Annotated in this window: 17 protein-coding genes and 1 pseudogene; 7 read left to right on the plus strand and 11 right to left on the minus strand. The window is 43.1% G+C overall.

The features are described from left to right. Window positions 1–126 precede the first annotated feature (126 nt). The 5 genes and pseudogenes from ACIZ62_RS15985 to mtgA all read right to left on the minus strand — a co-directional run bounded on the left by ACIZ62_RS15985 (window position 127) and on the right by mtgA (window position 6,357). Window positions 127–1,587, minus strand: coding sequence for a glycine betaine uptake BCCT transporter (locus ACIZ62_RS15985; RefSeq protein ID WP_305781825.1), 1,461 nt, complete (start codon window positions 1,585–1,587; stop codon window positions 127–129). Window positions 1,588–1,690: 103 nt separating this feature from the next. Beyond that, window positions 1,691–2,338 (minus strand): glycine betaine-specific corrinoid protein MtgC, encoded by a 648-nt coding sequence (gene mtgC / locus ACIZ62_RS15990; RefSeq protein ID WP_111888985.1) that lies wholly within the window; start codon window positions 2,336–2,338, stop codon window positions 1,691–1,693. A gap of 30 nt (window positions 2,339–2,368) precedes the next feature. After that, window positions 2,369–3,811 (minus strand): annotated as a pseudogene (locus ACIZ62_RS15995) (trimethylamine methyltransferase family protein); the annotation flags it as partial. A 14-nt stretch (window positions 3,812–3,825) separates the two neighbouring features. Next, window positions 3,826–5,394: a glycine betaine uptake BCCT transporter gene (locus ACIZ62_RS16000; RefSeq protein WP_242988519.1), complete on the minus strand. Its 1,569-nt coding sequence runs from the start codon at window positions 5,392–5,394 to the stop codon at window positions 3,826–3,828. Window positions 5,395–5,436: 42 nt separating this feature from the next. Continuing rightward, window positions 5,437–6,357, minus strand: coding sequence for a [methyl-Co(III) glycine betaine-specific corrinoid protein]--tetrahydrofolate methyltransferase MtgA (gene mtgA / locus ACIZ62_RS16005; protein ID WP_111888983.1), 921 nt, complete (start codon window positions 6,355–6,357; stop codon window positions 5,437–5,439). 468 nt (window positions 6,358–6,825) lie between these two features. Between mtgA and ACIZ62_RS16010 the strand changes: the two genes are divergently transcribed. Next, window positions 6,826–8,244, plus strand: a complete 1,419-nt coding sequence (locus ACIZ62_RS16010) for a sigma-54 interaction domain-containing protein (protein WP_111888982.1) — start codon at window positions 6,826–6,828, stop codon at window positions 8,242–8,244. A gap of 95 nt (window positions 8,245–8,339) precedes the next feature. On the opposite strand, the gene ACIZ62_RS16015 is transcribed toward ACIZ62_RS16010, so the two are convergent. The 5 genes from ACIZ62_RS16015 to ACIZ62_RS16035 all read right to left on the minus strand — a co-directional run bounded on the left by ACIZ62_RS16015 (window position 8,340) and on the right by ACIZ62_RS16035 (window position 13,108). Beyond that, entirely contained in the window at window positions 8,340–8,597 is a 258-nt protein-coding gene (locus tag ACIZ62_RS16015; protein ID WP_111888981.1) for an RDAC family protein, read from the minus strand. A gap of 106 nt (window positions 8,598–8,703) precedes the next feature. Then, on the minus strand, window positions 8,704–10,521 hold the full coding sequence (locus tag ACIZ62_RS16020; protein ID WP_242988518.1) for a S8 family serine peptidase: 1,818 nt from the start codon (window positions 10,519–10,521) through the stop codon (window positions 8,704–8,706). Between the two features lie 185 nt (window positions 10,522–10,706). Further along, window positions 10,707–11,330, minus strand: coding sequence for a DUF47 domain-containing protein (locus tag ACIZ62_RS16025; protein WP_111888980.1), 624 nt, complete (start codon window positions 11,328–11,330; stop codon window positions 10,707–10,709). A 15-nt stretch (window positions 11,331–11,345) separates the two neighbouring features. After that, window positions 11,346–12,392, minus strand: a complete 1,047-nt coding sequence (locus ACIZ62_RS16030) for an inorganic phosphate transporter (RefSeq protein ID WP_111888979.1) — start codon at window positions 12,390–12,392, stop codon at window positions 11,346–11,348. Between the two features lie 146 nt (window positions 12,393–12,538). Beyond that, window positions 12,539–13,108: a hypothetical protein gene (locus ACIZ62_RS16035; protein ID WP_111888978.1), complete on the minus strand. Its 570-nt coding sequence runs from the start codon at window positions 13,106–13,108 to the stop codon at window positions 12,539–12,541. 268 nt (window positions 13,109–13,376) lie between these two features. Here ACIZ62_RS16035 and ACIZ62_RS16040 point away from each other — a divergent pair, with 268 nt between their 5' ends. From ACIZ62_RS16040 to ACIZ62_RS16060, 5 genes are all read left to right on the plus strand, one after another. Next, a complete protein-coding gene (locus ACIZ62_RS16040; RefSeq protein WP_111888977.1) occupies window positions 13,377–14,069 on the plus strand; it encodes a TetR/AcrR family transcriptional regulator in 693 nt (230 codons plus the stop codon). A 362-nt stretch (window positions 14,070–14,431) separates the two neighbouring features. Further along, window positions 14,432–15,061, plus strand: a complete 630-nt coding sequence (locus ACIZ62_RS16045; RefSeq protein ID WP_111888976.1) for a corrinoid protein — start codon at window positions 14,432–14,434, stop codon at window positions 15,059–15,061. 81 nt (window positions 15,062–15,142) lie between these two features. Then, window positions 15,143–16,126 (plus strand): uroporphyrinogen decarboxylase family protein, encoded by a 984-nt coding sequence (locus tag ACIZ62_RS16050; RefSeq protein WP_414150602.1) that lies wholly within the window; start codon window positions 15,143–15,145, stop codon window positions 16,124–16,126. Between the two features lie 584 nt (window positions 16,127–16,710). After that, window positions 16,711–21,294 (plus strand): glutamate synthase large subunit, encoded by a 4,584-nt coding sequence (gene gltB, locus ACIZ62_RS16055; RefSeq protein ID WP_414151868.1) that lies wholly within the window; start codon window positions 16,711–16,713, stop codon window positions 21,292–21,294. 17 nt (window positions 21,295–21,311) lie between these two features. Then, window positions 21,312–22,787 (plus strand): glutamate synthase subunit beta, encoded by a 1,476-nt coding sequence (locus ACIZ62_RS16060; protein ID WP_111888973.1) that lies wholly within the window; start codon window positions 21,312–21,314, stop codon window positions 22,785–22,787. A 134-nt stretch (window positions 22,788–22,921) separates the two neighbouring features. Here ACIZ62_RS16060 and ACIZ62_RS16065 read toward each other — a convergent pair whose 3' ends face one another. Continuing rightward, entirely contained in the window at window positions 22,922–23,968 is a 1,047-nt protein-coding gene (locus ACIZ62_RS16065; RefSeq protein WP_204355418.1) for a DUF389 domain-containing protein, read from the minus strand. Between the two features lie 1,052 nt (window positions 23,969–25,020). Between ACIZ62_RS16065 and ACIZ62_RS16070 the strand changes: the two genes are divergently transcribed. Continuing rightward, the gene (locus ACIZ62_RS16070; protein ID WP_111888972.1) at window positions 25,021–25,806 is read left to right on the plus strand and encodes an alpha/beta fold hydrolase; all 786 of its coding nucleotides are present in this window, start codon (window positions 25,021–25,023) and stop codon (window positions 25,804–25,806) included. Window positions 25,807–25,860: the final 54 nt, after the last annotated feature.

Raw genomic sequence — 25,860 nt, forward strand, 5'->3', positions numbered from 1 at the left:
TTCTAGTCGAAGTTGTTAAACAGTACTTTCACTCATCGCGAAAACGATTTGCTAAACTAAACGATAAGTCCTTCATTAACTTTAGTCACTTATTCTACCCGTTAAATAAGTCAACTTTTATATCTTCTATTCATTATTAAACGCTTTAAAAATAGCCACACACATTAAAATAATAATGCCTAAAAATGGCAGTGCCATAATAATGGAGGTATTTCTCATGGCGACCAGTCCACCACTAAAAAGCAGTACAATCGCCATTAATGACAACAAGGTCCCCCAGATCATTTTAATTTTAGTATCCGGATTCAAATCCCCGTTTCGAGAGAACATACTGATGACAAAAGTTGCTGAATCTGCCGATGTTACAAAGAATGTGACAATCAGTATCGTTGCAACAAAGGAGACGATTTTCCCCATCGGCAAATAAGATAAGGTGGCAAACAAACCCACCGTCATATCATTTATAACCTGGGAAACAATATCAACACCCACAAAGATTTCGAAATACAAGGCCGTTCCGCCAAAAACGGTAAACCAGAGACAGCAAAAAACGGCGGGCAGAATAATCACACCCAGAATAAATTCTTTCACCGTTCGGCCTTTCGATATTCGAGCAATAAAGGTTCCCACAAACGGCCCCCAGGAAAGCCACCAGGCCCAATAAAAAATCGTCCATGCGCCAACCCAGGGATCTTTTTCAAACGGTGATAAGGCCAAACTCATTGGCAGTAAGTTCTGAATATAACCGCTAAGACTGACAAAGAAGGTGTCGAGAATAAAAACGGTTGGACCAAATAAAAATAAAAACAGCAACAGCAACACAGCAATAATAATATTGGTGTTGCTGAGTATTTTTATGCCTTTATCGATACCGGTTGCCGCGGAGATTAAAAATAAAACCGTAATAACAGCGATAATAATAACCTGGCTGCCGATTGAGTTGGGAACATTAAAGAGGGTATTTAAACCACCATTTACTTGCAAGGCTCCCATCCCCAAGGAGGTGGCAACGCCAATTACTGTTAAAATCAAGGCCAGGATATCAATCCCCTGTCCAATCGGCCCCTTGGTCTTTTCACCCAGCAGGGGGTAGAGGGTTGAACTGATTAAACACGGCATTTTTTTTCGAAAGGTAACATAAGCCAGCGCCAATCCGACGATAGCATAAATCGCCCAGGGGTGAAGCCCCCAATGTAAAAAAGTATAGCGAAAAGCCATCATGGCTGACTCAGTAGAGGACGGTTCAATCCCCATCGGCGGTTCGGCATAATGAAAAACCGGTTCAGCAACACCCCAGAAAACCAGCCCAATCCCCATACCAGCACTAAAGAGCATGGCAAACCAGGAAAAATTCGAATACTCGGGACGATCATCATCACTACCCAGGCGAATTTTTCCAAACCTGCCAAACGCCAGATAAAGAGAAAAAATTAAGATTCCCAGAACCGTTGCCAGATAAAGCCAGCCCAAATCATTGGTGATAAAAGAAAACATCTGACTGGTAATCTCCAGCAATTGTTCCGGAAATAAAAAACCAAAAATGAGAAACAGCAGAATAAGACCAATTGATATGTAAAATACCATCATATTCACTTCCTTTCTACTTCGTTATATGATAGAAAGGCGCCAAAATTTTAATAAAATTCTGGCACCTGTTCTGTAATAATTCTTTATTGTATCATCTTTTTTTCTATCCCAGTAGTTGTTTGCAGAGTTCCACGGCTTCATCGGCTGTTTCGGCCCAACCATCAGCACCAATGTCTTCACCCCATTTTTCACTGGTTGGTCCGCCACCAATGATAATTTTATATTGATCACGCAAGCCTTTTTGATCCAGATATTCGACCAGTACTTTTTGAGACTTCATCGTAGTTGTCAATAATGCGCTGGCAGCGATAATCTTAGCCCCAATCTCATCTGCTTTGGCTACAAAGTCTTCAGCCTTCTGATCGATGCCGATATCATAGACTTTAAAACCAGCAGAGGTTAATAGCGCGCCGACAATATTTTTCCCGATATCGTGGATATCCCCTTCGACGGTGCCAAGAACAATCTTACCCTTATCTTCATAAGCGCCTTCGCCTTCTCCTGCTGCCAGAACATCTTCCAGCACATCCATTCCCGCTTTCATGGCATCAGCGGCCATCATTACATCGGGTAGAAAGGCTTCGCCACTGGTCCACGCTGCCCCAACTTCTTCAATTCCTTTAATAAAACCAAGCTGTACCGCCTGAACCGGATCGATTTTTTCGGCAACAACCTTTTCGGCCAGCTCAATTGCTAAATCCTCATCACCATCGACAATTGCATCTTTAATTTCTTCAAATATTGGGTTCATTATTTTTCTCCTTTTTTCTTTTAATATTTTTTATTTCAATAATTCTTTCGATCGTTTTTCAATGAATGCTTCAACTTTTTCTTTGATTACCGGATCCAGTTCAGGCGGAGTGTAACTGGCCAGAACTTCCTGCCATTTTAATTTTGCCCGTTGATTGGTATCAAGCGAATCCTTTGACCAGCCATCAAAGGATTGACGGTCACTCAGTGCAGGTCTGAAAAATTCTGTCTTAAAGTTCTTACGAGTGTGTTTCTGCGTCAGGAAGTGACCACCTGGGCCAACCGTTTCAATCACATCATAGGCCATTTTTTCATCACTATCAGTATCAAATCCTTTGAGGTAACGTAGCACCATCCCGGCGATTTCATCGTCGACCATAAACTTTTCATAAGACATCGCCATGTAGTATTGAAGAATTCCGGCTGTATGCAGAACGAAATTCACTCCTGTGGTGCTGGCGGCAAAGAGAACCATCATCGATTCATAACCAGCCTGAGCATCAACAGTTTTAGCATCAGTTAAGCCCCCGCCACCTCGGCATGGTACGCCGTAGAATCGTGAGAACTGGGCACTGGCTGATGTAAACAAGGCATTCTCCGGATTTCCGATCGATAACGATCCGGTTGACATATCGGTTACTGCCGAGGTTGAGCCATAAACCACTGGTGTCCCCGGATTAATGCACTGAGTCAGGGTAATCCCGGCCAGTACTTCCGCATTCTGAAGCGACATGGCTCCAGCCAGCGTTGCCGGACCGGTTGATCCTGCCATAACCAGTGAAGCAATTACCATCGGCTGTCCAGCTTCGGCATAGGCCATTAATCCACCAAGCATCCGGTCATCATATTTAAGGGGCGTCACCGAGTTAACTAAGCAGATCAGGGCTGGTTTTTCCTTAATCACATCCAAACCGCCATGGAGGACTGCCGTTAATTCAATGCAATCTCGGGCGTGTTCATAACCAGAAGAACTGCCCATAAAACATTTATCTGAATTAATGATATGACTATAAGCCATTTTTAAATGTCTGATCTCATCTTCAACATCACTTGGTTCAACCACGGTCCCGCCGGTCATGTGCAAGTTTTTGCTGGCTCCGGCCAGTTTAACAAAATTGTTGTAATCTTCCATCGTGGCATCCCGTTTGCCGCCATCGGCATCATAGACGAAGGGTGCCCCATAACCGGGCATATACATAATGTTTTTGCCACCACAAATTAAATTGTGCTTGGGATTACGGGCATGGAGGGTAAATTGAGCGGGTGCTTTTTCAACCATGTTCTCGACAAAGTCCGGATCTAAAAATACCCGATGACCTTCAACCCGCTGACCATGTTTTTTAAACACTTCAATAGCTGGATCATAAGAGAATTCAACACCAATTTCCTGAAGAATTTTCAGGCTGTTTTTATGAATCTTATCAATTTGTTCATCTGTCAAGACATCAAATTTTGGTAACATATTGTAATACCTCTTTTCTAAATTTTTTAACCTTTGTTTGAAACATCTGCTGCCAGTAGGCTTTCGCCCGTTTCTTTAAATCCATTTTTATTAAGTTTTAACTGGGTTTCAGCATAGTCAGCTTTTAGCGCTTTAAGAATACTAAAACACATCACAATCATAACCAGCATATAGGGGAATGCCGCGACAATTGACGCTGTTTGCAAGGCTTTTAAGGCTGAAGTTCCACCCACAAGAATTAACATAATGGTGATTAGGCCCTGGGCAATACCCCAGCCACCTCTTAATTTTTTGTCCGGATCCATATCTCCGTCTGATGTCAGCATCGCTAAAACATAGGTTGCTGAGTTCGCTGCTCCAACAAAGCAGATTAAAATCAGGAAAATCGCTAGGATTGACGTAATGCCATAGAGTGGTAATTGTTGCAAAAGAGCGTATAGTGCGGTGGTATAATCGGCACTAACTGCCGCTTCGATTGCGCCACCGGAGATTGCATTTAAATTAAATGCAGCACCGCCGTAAATTGCAATCCAAATCAGAGAAAAACCAGAAGGAAGTAAGGCTACGGCTAAAATAAATTCGCGAATGCTTCTGCCTTTAGATACACGTGCAACGAACTGTCCCACAAATGGAGCCCAGGCAATCCACCATGCCCAATAGAAGACGGTCCAGCCGTTTAACCATTCAACATTCCCCATCCAGAAAGTTTGACCGACAATGTTCTGCAGATAAGCGCCTAATGAATTCGTGAAATTATTTAAAATAAACACGCTGCCGCCAAAAATAAAGATAAAAACCATAAATCCAATTGAAAGCCAGATTTTTATATTAGCTGCGACTTGCATTGCCTTATGCAGTCCTGATATTGTTGCTAAAGTAAAGATTGCTGTCATCACAGCAATAATGATCGAAATCACCATTGGCGAGGATTGAATCCCCCATATGTATTGCAAACCAGTAGCAATTTGAGTTGCTCCAAAACCCAAGCTTGTTGCGACACCGAAAATTGTTGCAAAAACTGCCAGAATGTCGATCGTTTTACCGATTGGTCCATGTATTTTTTCACCAATCAATGGATAGAAAGCTGAACTGATCAAGAATGGCAAGTCTTTTCTAAATTGAAAATATGCCAGTCCCAAACCGCCAATTGCAAAGACTACCCATGGATGCAATCCCCAGTGGAAGAAGGTGGTTCGCATGGCTATTTCCATTGCTGCCTGAGTTCCCCCTTCTCCAACGGGCGGACTCAGATAATGCATAATCGGTTCCGATACCGACCAGAATACCAAACCAATTCCCATCCCACCGCCAAATAACATTGAAAACCATTGGAAGTTAGTAAATTCAGGTTTATCATCATCCTTACCCAATATAATTTTTCCAAATGGACTGATGGCAACACCGATGGCAAACACAATAAATATCCCGACTGCCAATAAATACAACCATCCAAAAGACGTTGTAATAAATGAATTTAACAGATTAAATACGGCTGTAGTACCTTCAGTAAAAAGCATACTAGCTAATACAAAAACGATAGCGATTGCTGCTGAAATATACAACACTGTTCGATTCTTTGTCGTTTTTTCTTGCATTTTAGTTACTCCTCCTCTTATTTTAGATTTGGTTCAAAGTTTTTAGAAAATTTTCATCAGCGGTGTTTCCAGTGTCCCCAGTTTTGTTCCGGTGATCTTATTGCAATAAGACAACATCGCATCGGTGGTCGCAGCGGCTTGATACACCCAGGCGGCATTGGCCATTGGTCCATATAAAATAAAATCAGCACCGTGAGTCAATGGAAAAGTAAAGACCGAAGCGCCGGCCGCTTCAAAATAAGGACTGCCTTTTGATCGCATTTTTTTCCATAAATAGAGGGCGTTCGATGAAGCACATCCACCGGGAAAACCATGTTGTTCTTTAATATCTCGGATTGCCATGGCCGTCCAACTGCTACTGGCAACATCCAGAACCCCGGGATCAATCAGAAATTGCTCAACACCAGCTCGTTTAGCCTTGGTCAACAGCCCTTCGTTTTTTTCATCGCCGATCAGCAGTTTCACGCGTTTGGCTGGCTGTAAATGTTTTTTACTGAAGGCCAGAACAACCGCCGTCTTAACACCACACTCTTTCATGACTTCCAACTCATGCTCGGTACAACTTTCTTCCAATGAGTTGTAAATAATTCGACTCATCGCCACTGGATCGTTAGCAAAATGTTTGAGTGTTTCAATTCGCACCTCCGGGCTGGGGCTGTCAAGCAAAATTGGAGAAGTGGTGTGCTTTAGGACAAACTCGACATGTTTGGTCAGAGCGACCTCGGTATCCCCTAATACATCGACAATTCTGGGATTACCGGTTTCGGCTGATAGTTCCGCTTCTTTATCCAGTAAATCTTTGGCTGCTGTTTCATCAAACAACCCTTTTTCTGAATCTTTGGTTATCTTATGACCGCGATAAAAAATACTCCCAATTAAAACGGTGGGATACTCCCCAGGCTGTCCACCAATCTTAGTTCCATTAATATCATAAACAAACTGATCTGCTGTAAATCTAAACATTTTTGTCTCCTTCATAAACTTATAATTAATTATTGCAAAATTCACAACATAAAAAACAATTGTCCTATTCCTGTCTGTATTAGTCATGGACCCTGTTTTTTCTTTCTCGCAGCCTAAACGATTACACTTTTCTCCTTTCTTACTTATTTACGAGATGTTATGTTAATTCTTGCTGTTATATATCGCAATAATCGTGCCAACATGAATAAAAGCGCTTATTTCGATCAACTGGCTATTTGCCGTCTTTCGTAACGCAAATATTATTTCCAATAATGAAAAAGTTAGCTTTTATTTTTTCATTATTGGAAATAACTGTTTTTTTGCTCTTGTTAATTCGAATCATTTGATTTATCATCAAGTTGTAGTGATGAAAACGATTTTAACTGATAAGAATGATTGATTGATGTACTCTTAAATAAAAAACAGGCAATAAAGACCCCAATATAAATATAAGAACGAGGAAATAGCATGATAACAAACGAAATGAACCATAGTCCGGAATATGCGGACTATCTAAAAACCCTTTCCAGTGAATTTTTTCTGGATATCTTGGAAAACAGTTTTATTGAAGTCACCGTAACCGATAAGGATGGTAATGTTCTTTACGCCAATCCGGCCTGTCTGGAGTACCATGGGATTCCGGCAGAAAAAATGTGGAAACTTAATTTTTTAACCTCCTTCCAGGGCTTCTGGACACCGCCGTCCACTGCCACTGCCATTGAAAAAAAACACACGATTATCTCCCGACAGCGCTCTCTCCTGACCGACGAAGAGCACATTACCATTACGACACCGCTTTATAATCCTGATCACGAATTGGTTATGCTGGTTTATAACACCCTAAAGCGGGAATCTTTTGTTGAGTTTGATCTGGATTACCTGAATCAGGAAAAATTAACCGATGATGAGATTAAAGATAAAAAGGGCTCTCGGGAAGAGCGGACCAAAGCGAGTAACAATATTGTTGGTCGCAGTTATATTCTCTACCAGACTCTGCACAAATTGAAGAAGGCCGCCAAATCGGATATTCCGATTTTACTGCTGGGTGAAAGTGGGGTAGGTAAAAGTCTGATTGCCAAATTTATTCATGATTGCAGCCCCCGCAAAGCCAATCCCTTTATTTCCATCAATTGTGCTTCGATTCCCGACAATCTTATTGAAAGCGAACTCTTTGGGTATGTTCCCTATGCCTTCACCGGCGCCAGCCCCAAAGGCAAAAAGGGATTGGTAGAAATGGCCAATCACGGTACCTTGTTTCTTGATGAAATCGGAGAACTCCAACCTAATATTCAGGTCAAACTCCTGGATTTCCTGGAGAACCAGCGCTTTACTTCGGTAGGGGGATTAGAGAAAAAAATGGTCAACACCCGAATTATTACCGCCACTAATAAAAATCTGGAAGAACAGGTCGCCAAAAACGTCTTTCGGGAAGACTTGTATTGGCGCATCAATGGGATCACCCAAACGGTACCATCACTACGGGAGCGGCGGGATGATATTTTCCCCATTGCCCAGTATTATCTAAAGGAATACAATAAAAAGTATAATCAGAACAAGGTTTTTTCTAATCCGGTTATTGAAGCCTTGATCCAATATGACTGGCCGGGAAATGTCCGTCAGCTAAAAAATGCCGTCGAGCAAATGGCAGTCATGAGTCTTGGCAGTGTTATTGGCAGTGACAAATTGCCTGAACAGGTAGCTGCCTTTGTAACAAAAGAAAGTATTAATAAAAAGAAAATCATTTTTGATGATCTGGTGGAAAATTATAAACGCGGAATTATTGAAGACTATTATGAAATTTACGACAATATAAACGATCTGGCCGATTCTTTGGGCTTAAGCCAAACCACCGCTTATCGTCTGGTTAATAAATATGTCAAAAAATAGCAACACCACAAGCAAGGGGCCCGGAAACGCTCCTTGTTTGTGGTGTCTCAATTTGTATGGGTCACCCCATTAATTATAATTAAAACGACTTCCAATCAAAATATCAGGGAACGATCTTTTGACCAAAAGGATTTTTTGTCCCAGCTGAACTCTACATCGGCATGAATCTCCAAAAAGTAATCCTGTATCAAACCGTTCAAATCATCCAAATTGTCAAAACGATTATCCTTATTCAAAGCTTCTATCCACATGCTCTGTCCGCCACAGGCATCACTTAAATGAACCTTGTAGTCCAGATCGCGCTCTTTAATGCGGCGGTTCACTTCACTGATATTGTCCCAGGTAATAATCATCTCCAGATACTCCTTTCCTAATATTTACTTGATCACTATTTGATCTCTATTAGATAGTTTACCCCCGTTAGTCAACTTTATTCAAAATTTAACCACTTATTATTTTTTATATAACAAACGGTCGACTAGTTGATCCCGGCGGCGCAGCATCTTTGGGGACAACTTTTATTTCGATGGCTTCAAGCCTTAAGCCCTTCCCTTGCGTTCCTGAACTTGCGCCATTTTTAGCCCAGTCTAGCCAACCATAGTTCTGACTGTGAACCCGGTAATAAACATCATAGTTGGGTGCGTCCGCTCCGGTGAGCCGAATTTGAATGGCCTCTAATCGTAGCGATTGACCGTAGGTTCCACTGGTTTGGCCGTCACTTTTAAAACCCTGCCAGCCAATATTTTGAACATGAGTCTGGTATTCAATGCCAAGATTATAACCTAATTTATCGGTCTTGATTTCGATGCCTTCCAGCCGTAACGACTGACCGGAAGTGCCACTGCTCTGGCCATCACTTCGCCAGCCTTGCCAGCCCACATTCTGGACATGAGTGCGATAGGTAATGCCTGTTGTTTCATTAGAAGTGATCGAGGCTACTGCTGTATTTAACTGAATCAAGCCGCTGCCATAGTAAGAATCACTGCCTGCTGTTCCTAAATCCAGGGCCGTGCTTTTAAGAATGGTCTCAACTGTTTCAGCCGTTAAACTGGGATCGGCTGCGATCAGCACCGCACAGGCTCCAGCGACAATGGGACTGGAAAAAGAGGTACCACTGGCATACTCGTACCCGCCGCTTTTGGCGGTGGTTAAAACAGATTGACCCGGAGCACACAAATCCACCCGGTCATTGTATTGCGAAAACGAAGCCCGGAGATTGTCCTTATTGATGGCTCCCACTGAAATGACATGGTCGTAAGATGCCGGGTAGGAATACTGACCCACCCGGACATTCCAGGATTCGCCTTCATTTCCTGAAGCCGCCACCACGATTTTCCCGGCGCTGACAGCCTCATTGACAGCCACCGCCAGAGAAGAAAAGGTTCCATAACCACCAAAACTCAAATTAATTACCTTAACCTCTGGCCGCTTTGCCGCTTCGAGTAGTGCCGCACAAATATAAGCCACGTCCAGCTTAGTATCGCCACTGTATGTACCACCCGCCCGGTAGGGGGCAATTTTTATATTGGCTAATCCGGAGATCCCGGCAGTGCCAACGCCATTATTAGTAACGGCTGCAATGCATCCGCTAACCGCAGTCCCGTGACCTGACAAATCGACAACCTGGGGCTTTCCGGCTACAAAATCATATCCCGTAACGGTATTGCCGATAAGATCTGGATGACTAAGATTTAAACCGGTATCAATGACCGCCACCACTACTGGGTCAGCGTTCGAAATCTGATCCCAGGTCTGGTCAGCACCAATCCGACTAAACTGCCAGGCGGCACCACTCACCACATAGGGATCGCTAGGAAGGGCGCTCACTTCGATTTTGTCGTTTTTATCCACTGCCAACACATTAGGATTTTGTGCCAGATTCGCCATCATGGCCTCTGCATCTGTTTCTTCGCTGACTTCAATAAGATCCACCCGATTGGAGACCTGCTCACCGGCAACAACCGTTTCGGCCGTTAAAGCCAGGTCTTTAACATTATCTTCCCCACCCTCTTTATAAATAACAACGATCTGCTGATCCAGGTTTTCATCGGTATTAATCTCTGGTATCTGTTCTAAGGTTTTGATCTCAGTGGGTGTTTCGCTTCCCTGTTGTAATCCTTCGTTTAACGACATACTCTGATCATCCGGTGTTGTCTTCAAAACGGATTGACTACCCGGATTAACTAAGTCTTCTGCTTGACTTCCCGCTGGAAACAGCAAGAAGAAAACAATCATTATTGCCAGCCATCGTGTTATTTTTAACAATTTATTATTCATGCTGTTCACCCTTCGCACCGCTGGTATGGTTTTGTTCTTATCATCCTTTTATGATGTAATGCTTTATTTCTGTCGTATCTGCTCTATTTAGGATATATTACTATAACATAAGTTCTTTATATTCTGCTATCATTTCAGATAATGCTTAAGGATTTTAATATTAAACGCTGTGTTCCTACTACTCACTAGGACAATCGGACAATAATCCGGTGCAACACATCCACCGTTTCCTCCAGGTTTGTTGACGCATCTTTGATATGATGATAGACTTCGCGTTTTTTTATCGCTGTCATTGGATCAGCCCCGGCAAATACAAACACCATACCATCCATGTAGAGCTTTTCAATTTCTCGGTGGGTCGCTCGCATTTTAACCACCGCTTCTTCCGACTTACCATGATTCTTTTTCAGATCGCTGACTGCTTCGGCAAAAATTTCTACCCCTCTTTTTAATTGTTCAACCATACTGATAATGGTATCATTGGCTTTCACATCAAAGGTCTTCATTGAAACCAGGGTTGATTGGGCATATTTTAGAACTCGATTCATACCAACTGATATCGAGTAAATATCACCGCGGTCAAAGGGGGTAACAAATGCTTCGGTCAGGTTTTTTTCCATCTCCATCCGAATGGTGTCCGCTTCTTTAACGCAGTCCAACAATGCCTGGCTGTCTTTGTCGGCACTACTATTCAACCAATTGTACAGGGCTTCCACCCCGGATGCATTGCTTTGCGCCTGCATCAACAGCATCTGATGAAAATGATACTTAATCGGAAAAATCCGATCAATAATATTTCTTTTTTCCATTATTCTATTCTCCCTCTAGATAACCTTAAAAATCATCGTTGTTATGGTATAGATCAGGGCCGATACTACTGCTGATAAGGGAATGGTGATGCACCACGCGACCAGAATTTCTTTAACAATTCCCCAATTCACCATTTTGTATTCATCTCCGGCGCCAACACCCATAATCCCGCCGACCACCACATGGGTGGTGGAGACCGGTGCCCCAACCAGGGTTGCTCCGAAAATCGAAGCCACCGAGGACAATTGCGAATTTAAGCTATGCAGCGGCTTAATATCAAAAATCCCTCGCCCCAAGGTCTTCATAATGCTCCAGCCACCCAGCAGGGTGCCCAGAAACATGACAATTCCGCCACTCCCTCGTACCCACAGAGGCGCCGTGTGAATGGCAGTTCCGCTCCACGCGGCCAAAGCCAGCGTAAAAAGTCCAATAATTTTTTGGGTATCATTGGATCCGTGGCTATAAGAAAGACCCGCCACGACTAACCATTGTATTTTATTAATCTTCCTGTTAATAGAAACCCTGGCATTTCGCAAAATAAATTTCGTCACTTTTTCCAGAAAAAACGCAATCATAAAACCGATAAACGGTGATAAAAACAAGGCCATCATCACTTTTACAATCCCGGTAATTTGGTGACCCTCGCTAACTAGCTCCGCCCATCCCCACAAAATGTGTTCGTATCCTGATGATACCATCACAGCACCGATTATTCCGCCAACTAATGCATGGGTGGAACTGGAGGGCAAACCTAATTTCCAGGTAATTAAATTCCATAAGGTGGCTCCAAAAACAGCAGCAAACAGAACCGTTAATAAGGCGGTGTCAGTTGGCAAATCAATTAACTCTGAGATAGCATCCGCCACCAAGTTCCCACCAATCACTGCTCCGACCAATCCAAAAAAAGATGCCACTGCAATTGCCTGTTTGGGACTGGCCGCTCCGCAATTGATAAAGGTGGCTACCACTGAACTGGCATCATGAAGCCCATTTGTCAAAGCAAAAATAAGCCCGATTATTATAACTGAAATTAATATGATTGTTGCACTGACCGTTATCATTTTTTTGCTCCTATATATATATTTGTTTCTCACATTTATTTTTCCTACTATATCAGCACATTAGCAAAGACGCAACAAGAACTGCGCTTTCCCAAAAAAAATGTCTCAATCGGCCCAAAGGCAAATTGAGACATTTTGGTTTCTCGTTAATTGAAAAACTTCACGTTGCCGATCGTTCCATCCGTTAAAAAAACGATCTGAAGCATAGTGCCATCCTGATTGATCCACACCCTTATGTAGCTTAACTTATTATCTTCAAAGGGAATCTGGGTGACACTGGTTTCGGTTCCCTCTCCGCCTAGAATATTTTTTACTTCATCATATGTGGCACCCTCAGGTATACTTTCTGCCTGTTCCTTAGTCACTGCTTTCGTTGTTAAAAAAGCCAGATCTTTAGTCAGTGAATAAAACAAGGTTTTACTTGTGGCCATTCCATTTTCATCAAACATAACACTCACCCCAAAACCGGTATCATTATTCACATACGTAAAGACATTCCCAATTTGAGTGCTTTCGGTTGGCGTAACGCCTAATTCCGCATCCACCTGTTGCTTTGTCTGGTCCAATTGCACCGCATCATAAAACTCATAAACAGTATCTCTTGAAAGATTAGACTGACCAGCACTACCACTATTCGCATTACTGCCGCAGCCTGACAAGACTAAAACCAACGTCACGGTAATTCCTACCACTAAAGAAAACTTTAATCGATTCATTTTATGATCCTCATCTTTCTTTACCCAAATTACTGGAATCAGAATCTGTTACCGCCCGATTTAAGTTTTATTTTATTACCCAATTATAAACTAATCAATCATTTTCTTTTTCCGCCTGCTTCTGACAGACTTATCAGCCCTGTTTAAACTTATTCATTTATACCAACTTTTCATTAGGATCTTCTGACTGAAAATAAATTAGACATGGACGATCTTTTGTTTTTTATGCTATTATACTATAAAACAAGAGAATGAGGATAACCAGATCATGAACACAAGAGACAAAATATATAACACCGCCAAACGGCTCTACCTGGAAAATGGTTACGCCAACACCCCAAACACCATGATTGCCAAAGAAGCTGGTGTCAATCTGGGTTTAGTCACCTATTATTTTAAGACCAAAGATATCATCGCCAGCGACATGCTTAATAATAACTATGAAACACTGTACTCGCATCTGCTTAAATATCTTCCCACTGACGATGAACTGTTGCAATTGATAACTTTTTTTAAGTTACATTTTAAATTAACCGAAATTGACGCACATTACGATCGATTTATTTACGAGATGAACAAATTTGATCTGCTGGAAAAAGCGACCCGAGATGGAAATCTCTTTGAGCTTTATAAAACCTTGGTTAACCAGAACGATCAAATAAAAACAGCGGATAAAGAACGGCTCTGTGATTGTGCGGTAACAGCATCTTTTGGGGTTATTCGAGCACTGACCATGAAGCAGTATGAAAAAGAAATCCTCCTCACAAAAGAAGAACTCTTCGATCTGTGCATCAATCAAATGTTTTATTCCTTGAAATTTGATTACAATAGCCTGTTCCTTAAATCGTTGCTCAGTTCTGCTAACTGCACCATTGATCGATTACTAGAAGAGTATCCCCAACTCAAGGAAGTTAATAATTATTTATATATCGAAGAAGCTCCTATTGTTTGCAAACAATAGGAGCTTCTTCTTTTTTTTATTTTTCACAGTATTTAATCGTTTTCTTAAGTCTCTTTTTAGTTTATATATATTTTTTTACGAATTTAATTGACTTTTTGCTCTTGATGTTTTATATTTAAATTGCTTACAAGCAACATCGTAATGTAACCTCAAAATTTAGACGCAACGTGCTTAATTTTATCCTGTGAGGTAATTGAAAAATGATAATTATGGGATCTGTTAAAAAATATCAGACAAACTTCAAGTAAACACCCCTTAGCTTAAGGCATTTATTAGCAAATTTCATGCACACACATGAAAATGACTAATTTAAAGCTGATATCATCTGATATCACAAATAAATCAAATCAGGAGGAAAAAACATGTCAAAAATTGAAGAAGTCAAAGCAAAGGTCGAAGCAGGAAAGTCTAAATTGGTCCCTGGTCTGGTCCAGGAAGCCCTGGATGAAGGCAGTGCACCAGGTGAAATTCTCCAGGCGATGGTCGATTCCATGGGTGTCGTTGGGGACAAATTCTCTTCTGGCGAAATTTTCGTTCCAGAAATGCTCATCGCTGCTAAAGCCATGTCAAAAGGGGTTGAGGTCTTAAAGCCACTGATGGCCGGCGATGGTTCTGCCTCCCTGGGCACCTGTGTCATCGGTACCGTGGCCGGAGATCTTCACGATATTGGCAAAAATCTGGTCTCGATGATGATCGAAAGTGCCGGATTCGATATGGTTGATCTCGGTGTAGATGTACCAGCCGATACCTTCGTTTCAGCAGTTAAAGATAATGACAATGTGAAAATTGTCGCGTGTTCGGGTCTGCTGACCACAACTATGCCCGCCTTAAAAGAAGCCGTGGCAACCGTTAAAGCGGCTTGCCCGGATGTTAAAGTTATTGTTGGCGGGGCCCCGGTAACGCCGGAATACGCCGCCGAAGTCGGTGCTGACGGTTATGCCCCAGATGCCGGTAGTGCGGCTGTTAAAGCCAAGGAACTGGCCACCGCTTAAGTCTCTATTGCTCCCTTAAACAAACGCATTTCATACAAAATTTATTTAAATCAATCTACCAAAATTTTAGGAGGTATTGCAATGTTAACAAAAAGACAAAACTTGATGGAAGTAATAAAGGGTGGAAATCCGGACCGATTTGTCAATCAATACGAATTTATGGACCTGATTATGGAGGCCCCTATGGATCTTCCCCTGGCTCCGGCTCCCGGCACCCGGGTTAAAAACAAATGGGGGATCACCTTTGATTGGCCTGCCGATCAAATCGGTTCCTTTCCGATGCACGATGAGGAACACAAGGCACTAAAAGATATCACAGATTGGAAAAATCAAGTCAAAGCGCCTTCTGTCTTTTATACCGATGAAGAATGGGCCGCCGCCGAAGCGCATGCAAAATCAGTGGATCGAAATGAAAAATTTGTCACCGCCTTTTGCGCCCCAGGGATTTTTGAAATGACCCATCATTTAATGAGCATGGAAGATGCCCTGATGGCCTTATATGAAGAACCCGAAGCAATGAAAGAGCTAATTGATTACGTTGTTGACTATGAGCTGGCTTATGCGAAAGAAGTGGTCAAGCACATTCATCCCGATGCATTATTCCATCATGACGACTGGGGCAGCCAAATTTCTTCTTTTATTTCACCTGAAATGTTTGATGAGTTCATTGTCCCCGCCTACAAGAAGGTCTATGGATTCTGGAAAGCAAATGGTGTCGAACTGATTATTCACCATAGTGACAGCTATGCTGCCAATTTGGTTCCCTTTATGATTGAAATGGGCATTGATATCTGGCAGGGTGTGATGACAACCAACAATGTGCCGGAGCTGATTAAAAAATACGGCGAAAAAATCACCTTTATGGGTGATATCGACAGTGGCCGCGTTGATTTCCCCGGCTGGACCCGAGAAAAAATCTATGCGGATACAAAAAAAGCCTGTGAAGAATGTGGCAAGCTTTATTTTATTCCATGCTTAAGTCAGGGTTTAAACATCAGCTCTTTCCCTGGGGTTTATGAAGCAACCAGCGACGTGATTGACCAGCTCAGTAGGGAAATGTTCTAAGTAACGCGTTCTTGCACCGTAGTGTTAGCAAAATGAAGCTAGTCATTCTGTTATTGCACCTCTCAATTGAATAAAGAATTTGCTCAAGCCAGGTAAGCTCTATCCCGATTAGGAAACAATCCCATTTCTAATTGAGGTAGAGCTATTTCTATCCCATAAAGTCTTAAAAAAACATTAACCTTTAATAAAGCCATCATTGACATCAGCAAGATGATTGTTGCAAACCAATGCAGGGCATAACTGTGCGGTTTAGGAAAACAATTGAACGCGATGTAAAAACATCGATTGCATTAATTTGCAAAATACATTACAAAAAAATTTTGTTTTATCTGATAATACCATGAAATTTATGTGATAATTGTCGAACTTTATAGTATAATTATAAAACTCCATCTTATTTATTACAATAGGGAATGTGTCAACGGTCAATTTTGCAAAATTTTATTTCTTTGATGATGGTGTATATAATAGAAGAAAATAAAAGCCCTGTTAAAAAACAATCAATCAATCAATTCAACATTCAATTGGCCCATCCTATTATCTTCACTAATTAATAGATTTTTCTGAGGAAGGTTAAAATGCGTATGAAACACACTAATTTACCCCCAAAACAGGGACTTTATGATCCCACTTTTGAACATGATGCCTGTGGCATCGGAGCAATTGTCCATATCAAAGGAAAGAAATCCCACGATATTGTCAAGCAGGCTTTAACAACGCTTATTAATTTACAGCACCGGGGCGGACGGGGCTCCGAACAAAATACCGGTGACGGTGCCGGGATTCTGATCCAGATCCCGCACCAGTTTATGGAAAAAGCCGCCCGTCAAGAAGGCTTTATCCTGCCCCAACCCGGGGACTACGGTTTGGGGATGTTATTTATGCCCACCGATGCCGACCAGCGAAAACAGTGCGAAACCATTCTGGAAGAGACGATTAAAAAAGAAGGACAAACCTTGCTGGGCTGGCGGGATGTCCCGGTAGATCTCTGCAACCTGGGAAAAACAGCAATTGAAAGCATGCCGTTTCTTAAACAAGTCTTTATCAAGAAAAATCCGGCAATCACTGATTCCATGGCTTTCGAAAGAAAGCTCTATACCATTCGTAAACAGGTTGACAAAGCAACTAAAAAGAAAGGGTTGTCTTTTTATGCAGCCAGCTTTTCTTCCCGCACGATCGTTTATAAAGGGATGCTGACTGAAGATCAGGTTGGTCAGTTCTACCAGGATCTTAAAGACCCGGATGTCACCACCGCTATTGCCATGGTTCATTCCCGTTTTAGTACCAATACCTTCCCGAGCTGGGAACGTGCCCATCCCAACCGTTACGTGATCCACAATGGTGAGATCAATACCCTCCGGGGCAATGTTAACTGGATGTATGCCCGTCAATCCCTGCTTCAAAGTGATCTCTTTGGCAATGAGTTGGAAAAAACCTTTCCGGTGGTTGATGTCGATGGCAGTGACTCATCCATTTTTGATAACGCCTTCGAATTTTTAAGCTTAACTGGCCGTTCCATGGCCCATAGCGCGATGATGATGATCCCGGAGCCCTGGTCCAAACATACTACCATGAGCCCAGAGAAAAAAGCCTTCTATAATTATCACTCCCGCATGCTGGAACCCTGGGACGGCCCTGCCGCCATCGCTTTCACCGATGGTATTCGACTGGGAGCGGTTCTTGACCGTAATGGTTTGCGACCATCCCGTTATTATGTAACCAAAGATGATCTGGTTATCCTCTCTTCTGAAGTCGGCGTTTTAGATATTCCGCCTGAAAACATTCTCTGTAAGGAGCGTTTAAAGCCTGGTCGGATGCTGATGATCGATACTGAAAAAGGCGAGATCATTAATGATGAAGATCTCAAACATTCCGTTGCATGTCAGGAACCCTATGCCAAATGGATCGAAGAGCATAATATTACTCTGGATACGTTGCCCGTACCAAAAACAAAAATAAGCTCCAATAAAGAAACCCTGGTTCAACGTCAAAAATCATTTGGTTATACCTATGAAGATTTAAAAGCCCTGATTATACCGATGGCCAAAGACGGTGTCGACCCTATTGGGGCTATGGGTAATGATATTCCATTGGCAGTTTTATCGGATAAATCTCAAGTGCTTTTTAATTACTTTAAGCAAATGTTTGCTCAGGTAACCAACCCCCCCATCGATGCCCTTCGGGAAGAACTGATCACAGGTACTGAGGTTTATCTTGGTGGTGAAGGTAATCTGATTAATCCCTTACCGCAAAGTTGTCACCAGATCAGCCTGGACATGCCGATTCTCAGTAATGAAGACTTGGAAAAGATCCGGGAACTGGATGACCCACGGATAAAAGCCGTTACACTTTCAACCTTATTTGAAAGTAACACCGGCGGTGATGGTCTGGAAAAAGCTCTGGAAGATATTTTTGTTGCCGCTGACAAAGCCATTGCCGACGGAAACACCATTATTATCCTTTCTGATCGTGGTGTTAACGCTAATATGCTTCCCATTCCCTCGGCGTTGGCCATCTCCGGTCTCCATCATCATTTAATCAATAATCTAACCCGAACCCGGGTTAGCCTGATTGTAGAATCTGGTGAGCCACGTGAGGTTCATCATTTTGCGGTGCTAATCGGTTATGGCGCCACCGCCATTAACCCTTATTTGGCCTTTGAAACCGTGGAAGATCTGATTGATCGCGGCTTGTTAACCGGTGTAGGCTATGAAAAAGCCATTAAAACCTATATCAAAACGGTCAGCAAGGGTGTTATCAAGGTGCTTTCTAAAATGGGAATTTCTACCATTTTAAGCTATCATGGGGCCCAGATCTTTGAAGCCGTGGGGATCAACTCGGATGTGATTGACAAATACTTTACCCGCACCCCATCGCGAATCGAAGGAATCGGGATTAATGAAATTGCCCGGGAATCCCAGATGCGTCATGATGAAGCCTATCACAATCCTTTTGCCGATGCCAATGCACTAGAGTCCGGCGGGAATTTCCAATGGCGGGCCGATGGCGAATATCATACCTATAATCCGGAAGCCGTTTATAAACTGCAAAACGCCTGTCGAATGGGCGACTATCAAACGTATAAGGAATACACCGCCCTGATCGATGAACAAAGTCAACGTACCTGTACCCTAAGAGGCCTGATGAGCTTTAAAGACCGTCAACCGATTGCAATTGATGAGGTTGAATCGGTAGAAAGTATCTGTACCCGTTTTAAAACCGGTGCCATGTCCTATGGCTCTTTAAGCAGCGAGGCCCACGAAAGCCTGGCCATTGCCATGAACCGTATCGGCGGCAAGAGTAATACCGGCGAAGGCGGCGAGGATCCTGAACGCCACATTCCTTTGCACAACGGCGACTCCAGGCTCAGTGCCATTAAACAGGTCGCCTCCGGACGCTTTGGTGTTACCAGCCATTACCTGTCCAGTGCCAAGGAAATTCAAATTAAAATGGCTCAGGGTGCCAAACCGGGAGAAGGCGGTCAACTGCCAGGACGTAAGGTTTATCCCTGGGTCGCCAAAACACGGTTCTCTACCCCCGGTGTTGGTCTAATTTCACCACCACCCCACCATGATATCTATTCCATTGAAGATTTGGCGGAACTGATTCATGACTTAAAAAACGCTAATCGGGAAGCCCGAATCAATGTTAAACTGGTTTCTGAAGTCGGCGTTGGCACCATCGCTGCCGGGGTCGCCAAAGCTAAAGCTGATGTCATTCTAATCAGTGGTTATGACGGCGGAACCGGTGCCTCACCGCGAACCAGTATCCGTCATGCCGGTCTGCCCTGGGAACTGGGGCTGGCTGAAACCCACCAAACCCTGGTACTTAACAACTTAAGAACCCGGGTAAAAGTCGAGACTGACGGGAAACTGCTAACTGGTAAAGATTTAGCAGTTGCCACCCTGCTAGGTGCCGAAGAGTATGGCTTTGCTACCGCCCCACTGGTTATTCTTGGTTGTGTAATGATGCGGGTCTGTCATCTGGATACCTGTCCGGTTGGGGTAGCAACTCAAAACCCTAAACTGCGTGAACGGTTTATCGGTGATCCCGGACACATTGTCAATTTCATGAAGTTTATTGCCCAGGAACTCCGGGAAGTTATGGCTGAACTTGGTTTTAGAACCATTGATGAAATGGTCGGCCGCTCCGATAAACTGGAAATGAATCGCGCTATTGATCACTGGAAAACAAAGGGTCTGGATTTCTCCAGTATTTTATATCAGCCAGAAGTTCCCGAAGGCGGCGGTTTATACTGTCAAATCAAACAGAACCACAACATCGAAAAATCCAAGGATCTAACCGAGTTACTGGATCTGTGTCAACCGGCTCTGGAAAAAGCTGAGAAGGTGGAAATCACCACCACCATTAAAAATGTCAATCGGGTCGTTGGTACCATCATTGGTAATGAGGTGTCCAAGCGTTATGGCGAATCAGGTTTGCCTGAGGATACCATCACGCTTAACCTGACGGGTTCATCGGGCCAAAGTTTAGGGGCCTTTATCCCTAAGGGCATCACCATTAAACTGGAAGGCGATGCCAATGACTATTTCGGCAAAGGCCTATCCGGCGGAAAAATGGTGATCTATCCGCCCAAGCAAGCCACCTTTGTCCCTGAAGAGAACATCATCATTGGAAATGTTGCCTTCTATGGCGCAACCCAGGGTGAAGCCTATATTAGGGGCGCCGCCGGCGAACGTTTCTGCGTTCGTAACAGCGGGGTTACTGCCGTGGTTGAATCAGTGGGGGATCATGGCTGTGAATACATGACCGGCGGAAAGGTTGTCATCCTGGGAAAAACAGGCCGAAACTTCGCGGCCGGGATGTCCGGAGGCGTCGCCTATGTGCTGGATCTGGACGAAAACTTCTGTGAATCCTGTAATGCTGAGATGGTCAATCTGGTTAAAATTACCGATGCCACTGAACGCGCCGAGTTAAAAGATTTAATAACAAAACACCGGGATTACACCAACAGTTTACTGGCACAAAAAATACTTGATGACTTTGATACCTATGCAAAACAGTTTACCAAGGTTTTACCGCGCGATTATAAACGAATGCTGGATGCCATGGAACGGGTTAAAGCCCTTGGTCTTACCGGCGATGAAGCCTTAATGGCAGCTTTTGACGAAAATAACCGGGATCTGTCCCGGGTAAGCGGAAATTAGTGAGGAGGTAGACGAATATGGGAAAATCAACAGGATTTTTAGAATATAACCGGGAAGTACCAAAGGATCGGGCCCCGCTCGAACGGATTAAAGACTGGGCGGAGTTTCATTTGGAACTTCCCGAAGAAAAGCAACAGCTCCAGGGTGCCCGTTGCATGGATTGCGGTGTACCTTACTGCCACTCCGGCATGATGATTGCTGGTGGTGCCTCGGGCTGCCCTATTCATAACTTAATTCCTGAATGGAATGACATGATCTATAAAGGATTATGGAAGGAAGCGCTGGCCCGCCTGCTTAATACCAATAACTTCCCTGAGTTCACCGGTCGGGTTTGCCCGGCACCTTGTGAAGGGGCTTGTACCGTGGGACTAAATGAACCTCAGGTTACCATTAAAGTCAATGAATGCACGATTATCGATCATGCCTTCAAAGAAGGATGGATTACCCCCACCCCCCCCAAACATCGAACTGACAAAAAAATTGCCGTGGTCGGTTCCGGTCCGGCGGGACTGGCCTGTGCTGCCGAGCTGAACAAAGCCGGCCACAACGTCACCGTCTACGAACGGGCTGACCGGATTGGCGGACTGTTAATGTACGGCATCCCCAACATGAAACTGGATAAAATCGACGTGGTTCAGCGTCGGGTTGACCTGATGACCGCTGAAGGCATCAACTTTGTCACCAGTACCGAGGTTGGTAAAGACTATCCGGTAGCCGCTTTAACAGCCGATTACGATGCCGTTGTCTTATGTGGCGGCGCCACCAAACCCCGCGATCTGCCGGTAGAAGGCCGAGAACTGCAAGGCGTTGATTTTGCGATTGACTTTTTGTCAGCCAATACCAAAAGCCTGTTAGACTCCAACCTGGCCGATGGCAACTATACTTCGGCCAAGGATAAGCATGTCGTCATTATCGGCGGCGGCGACACCGGCACCGACTGTGTTGCCACATCCATCCGTCACGGCTGCAAAAGCGTGCTGCAATTAGAGATTATGCCCAAACCACCGGCCACTCGAGCTGCCAATAATCCCTGGCCGGAATGGCCTAAAACCTATAAACTGGATTATGGTCAGGAAGAAGCAGTTGCCCTATATAGCAACGACCCCCGCCAATACTGCACCACCACTAAAAAAATTGTCGGTGATGCCAACGGCCACGTCAAAGAAGTGCATACCGTGGAAATTGAATGGCTGGCCGACGAAGCCGGACGCATGATCATGAAAGAAATTCCCGGAACTGAAAAAGTTCTGCCCGCTGACCTGGTTTTACTGGCGATGGGCTTTCTGGGACCGGATGACCTGTTAGTTGACCAACTGGGTCTGGAACGGGATCCCCGCTCCAATGTCAAAGCCGATTACGGCGTTTACCAGACCAGTGTCGATAACATCTTTGCTGCCGGCGACATCCGTCGCGGTCAGAGCCTGGTTGTCTGGGCCATCAATGAAGGCCGGGAAGCTGCCAGAAGTTGCCATCACTATCTAAAAACAAAATAATGCTACCAAAGCAAAAAAACAGCCATAAACCTGCCAATCAGGTTTGTGGCTGTTCTGTTTTATCCGTTATCACTTATTTGAGGTCGCTTTTTCTGCCCTCATGTGATCGTGTTTTTTAAATTAATCTGCCCTTTTTAGACAATCACAATTTCGCTTTCTTGAATGCCTTGGCCATTCACATTTTCGAAATAGCTAAAAAGTGTCGTCCGAATATCCTGAATCACTTCTAATCTGTAGTCTTCCAATCCACAATCCTTCAGTTTCCCCTTAATTTCGTCAATCTGATCTGAAGTATAGATATCTCCCACTAAATCCAATCGTAGTTTTTTTGCATCTGGGTCAATCGTTGCACGCATCGTAGTCGTAGTGGATGAATTGACCTCGCCATTTACAAAGGTTTTCACACTGGAATAAATCGCGTTTTTTTGAATTGAAACCGCCGAAACATAAACCGCCGAAACGGTTGCTGGAATCGTAATCAGAATTACACCGATAATGATTGATCTTTTAATAATTTTATTATACCGTTCTTTTACAACATCGGCTTGTTTTAATTGGAGCAATTTACAAAATATAAAGGTTGCAACAACAATAAAAAAAGCATTGATCGTAAACAGATAAGCTGCCGAAAAAATGTAGTCAACATTGCCATTCGCTATTCCATAACCAACCGTACACATCGGAGGCATCAACGCCGTGGCAATGGCAACCCCTGGAATAACATTTGTTTTTTCTTTTCGCGTTATCCCGATAACCCCTGCCGTTCCGCCAAAGAAAGCGATCAGCATATCAAAAAAGGATGGCCCGGTTCGCGCCAACAGTTCGCTGGTTGGTTCATGCACAGGCGTCAGGAAAAAATAAATCGAGGCACCAATTAATGCAATAATGATCTGAGTGATGAAATTGATCGCGGCATTTCTAAGCAGCAGGCCATCATAGGTTGCGATACTATAACCCATTGCAATAATAGGGTTCATCAAAGGTGATATCAGCATCGCACCGATGATCACCGCTGTTGAGTTCGTATTTAAACCTACCGATGCGACAATGATCGCACAAAAGAGAATAATGAGAGGCGCTCCTTTTAGCCGTACCCCTGAAACAATACTTGTGTGTATGGCCTCCGCATCCATCTGATCGGATTTTATGTCAAACACACTGTTTTTCAAATAATCAATCATCCTAAATCTCCTCGCACCAATTTGTTACTGTGTCATTTAATTGCCAGTCGCCGATTAAATAAACGCCAGATTATTTTCAGCTAATTATATCAAATTTGGTGCTTGAATTCTATGCATTCTTAGTGCTTATTTGTTTTATTCTTAAGCAACTCACACCTTGATGTTCGCTCTTTATTGTAGGAGTTCCTGTGATTATCTCTATTCTCAAGCTTGAATTCTATTTCCTTCGCAAAAAAGCTGAAAGCCGATTCCACAATTATTTATGTAGAATCGGCCTCAGCTTGCAATCTCAGCTGTCATTTTTTGGGACTCACCCCTTTCTGTTTTTCAAAAATCTTCCTCTTCACTTTCCCATTGTAAATCTGCTACTTGTTTGAGGATTATCTTACTTTTTATTTTCGCTTCTATTACCTATTGGCAGCTAGCTCATTGGGGGTTTTCAAGTGAAATAAATTTCTGAACAATCTGTTCTTTCGTCCAAATTTTTCCCTTTGTTTCTCTGAATTTCAATTAAAAATCATCTTCTCTTCTCGCATCGATTACCTATCCTTGATCTATTATTTTTATTATGACCACAGTTTTTTTATGTGGGTATCATAATGTGAATACCGATCTCCAATAAATCTGATTGTGATTAACAATGTACTTACCAATTCTCATAGTGATGAGAATTTTTCCATTGTAGAGTCTATGATCGATAAAACCAGATCCTCGAGGCTTATCTCTGAGTTATTATTATAATCGGATAATCTTCTCCTTGATCTTATCATTCAGTCAAGTGCTTATTTACTTTTTAATGATCCTGTCATTCAATTGGAAAAGGATTGGTTGATCCTTGATTCAATTATATTGTATCATCTTTCTGTCATAAGTAAATAGCTGTATTGTAAACGTTTGTAACTCTTTTGTAAATATGCAATCCGGTCTATTTTGCTATTTTCGAAACAGGACTCCCCTCTGTTTTTTCAAATATTTATAGCAAGAGGCTGATAAACTCCTTCTTTGTGGGTATTAAATATACGATCATTAATTTCTTAAAGAGAGGTGTTGTTATGGTAAGAGTTGAAGACATCAATATGAGCTATCGCACTTACGGAGACGGGTATCCTCTGCTTTTAATTATGGGTTATGGCGGTACCATGAACCTTTGGGAGGAACGGCTTCTTCGTTCCCTGGCGAAAAAATACAAAGTCATTGTTTTTGATAATCGCGGCATGGGAGAAACCAGTTCTGGTCACAAGGATTTTACGATTGAACAATTTGCCGAGGACACCTATGAATTCATGCTTGCTTTAAAGATCGAAAAAGCACATGTGCTGGGCTGGTCCATGGGTGCCTCTATTGCCCAAGAATTAGCCTTGAGGCATCCTGAAATTGTTAACAAGCTGATCCTTTACGCTTCGCTTTGTCATCCGGAAATTTTTCCACCGGAGCCAAAGGTACTTTCCAAACTTGAAAACACCCTGAGCTCCCCTTCTGAAAAGGTTCATGAATGGTTACGACTTATTTTTCCATCAGAGTGGATAAAAAACAATCAGGATCGGATTCGGGAAATATTTTATCGTCCACTGGGGACCATGAATCCCGATGCGATAATCAAACAGGCCGAGGCTATCAATAAATGGGAGGGTTCCTGCAATCGAATCCCCTTTCTCCAGCATGAAACCCTGGTTATTGACGGTAAAGACGATCTTATTTTGCCCTCGGAAAATGCCCAATATCTGGCCAGCAAGCTACCCAACTCCAAACTCGTTTTAATTGCCGAAGCAGGACATGGTCTGATGTTTCAAAACCCGGATAAGTTTCATTTAATTATCAATCTGTTTCTGGATCAATGAGCCATTTAAATCGATTTTCTTAACTTCGTGAATTCACAGTGATGCTGTTCAATT

The organism is Acetobacterium carbinolicum (genome assembly GCF_047456275.1).
In the GTDB taxonomy this organism is placed as follows: domain Bacteria; phylum Bacillota; class Clostridia; order Eubacteriales; family Eubacteriaceae; genus Acetobacterium; species Acetobacterium carbinolicum.

Bases quoted from the DNA above. Each gene is read 5' to 3' on its own strand.
- ACIZ62_RS15985 (WP_305781825.1), bottom strand. From the start codon at position 1,587: ATGATGGTATTTTACATATCAATTGGTCTTATTCTGCTGTTTCTCATT.
- mtgC (WP_111888985.1), bottom strand. From the start codon at position 2,338: ATGAACCCAATATTTGAAGAAATTAAAGATGCAATTGTCGATGGTGAT.
- ACIZ62_RS16000 (WP_242988519.1), bottom strand. From the start codon at position 5,394: ATGCAAGAAAAAACGACAAAGAATCGAACAGTGTTGTATATTTCAGCA.
- mtgA (WP_111888983.1), bottom strand. From the start codon at position 6,357: ATGTTTAGATTTACAGCAGATCAGTTTGTTTATGATATTAATGGAACT.
- ACIZ62_RS16010 (WP_111888982.1), top strand. From the start codon at position 6,826: ATGATAACAAACGAAATGAACCATAGTCCGGAATATGCGGACTATCTA.
- ACIZ62_RS16015 (WP_111888981.1), bottom strand. From the start codon at position 8,597: ATGATTATTACCTGGGACAATATCAGTGAAGTGAACCGCCGCATTAAA.
- ACIZ62_RS16020 (WP_242988518.1), bottom strand. From the start codon at position 10,521: ATGAATAATAAATTGTTAAAAATAACACGATGGCTGGCAATAATGATT.
- ACIZ62_RS16025 (WP_111888980.1), bottom strand. From the start codon at position 11,330: ATGGAAAAAAGAAATATTATTGATCGGATTTTTCCGATTAAGTATCAT.
- ACIZ62_RS16030 (WP_111888979.1), bottom strand. From the start codon at position 12,392: ATGATAACGGTCAGTGCAACAATCATATTAATTTCAGTTATAATAATC.
- ACIZ62_RS16035 (WP_111888978.1), bottom strand. From the start codon at position 13,108: ATGAATCGATTAAAGTTTTCTTTAGTGGTAGGAATTACCGTGACGTTG.
- ACIZ62_RS16040 (WP_111888977.1), top strand. From the start codon at position 13,377: ATGAACACAAGAGACAAAATATATAACACCGCCAAACGGCTCTACCTG.
- ACIZ62_RS16045 (WP_111888976.1), top strand. From the start codon at position 14,432: ATGTCAAAAATTGAAGAAGTCAAAGCAAAGGTCGAAGCAGGAAAGTCT.
- ACIZ62_RS16050 (WP_414150602.1), top strand. From the start codon at position 15,143: ATGTTAACAAAAAGACAAAACTTGATGGAAGTAATAAAGGGTGGAAAT.
- gltB (WP_414151868.1), top strand. From the start codon at position 16,711: ATGAAACACACTAATTTACCCCCAAAACAGGGACTTTATGATCCCACT.
- ACIZ62_RS16060 (WP_111888973.1), top strand. From the start codon at position 21,312: ATGGGAAAATCAACAGGATTTTTAGAATATAACCGGGAAGTACCAAAG.
- ACIZ62_RS16065 (WP_204355418.1), bottom strand. From the start codon at position 23,968: ATGATTGATTATTTGAAAAACAGTGTGTTTGACATAAAATCCGATCAG.
- ACIZ62_RS16070 (WP_111888972.1), top strand. From the start codon at position 25,021: ATGGTAAGAGTTGAAGACATCAATATGAGCTATCGCACTTACGGAGAC.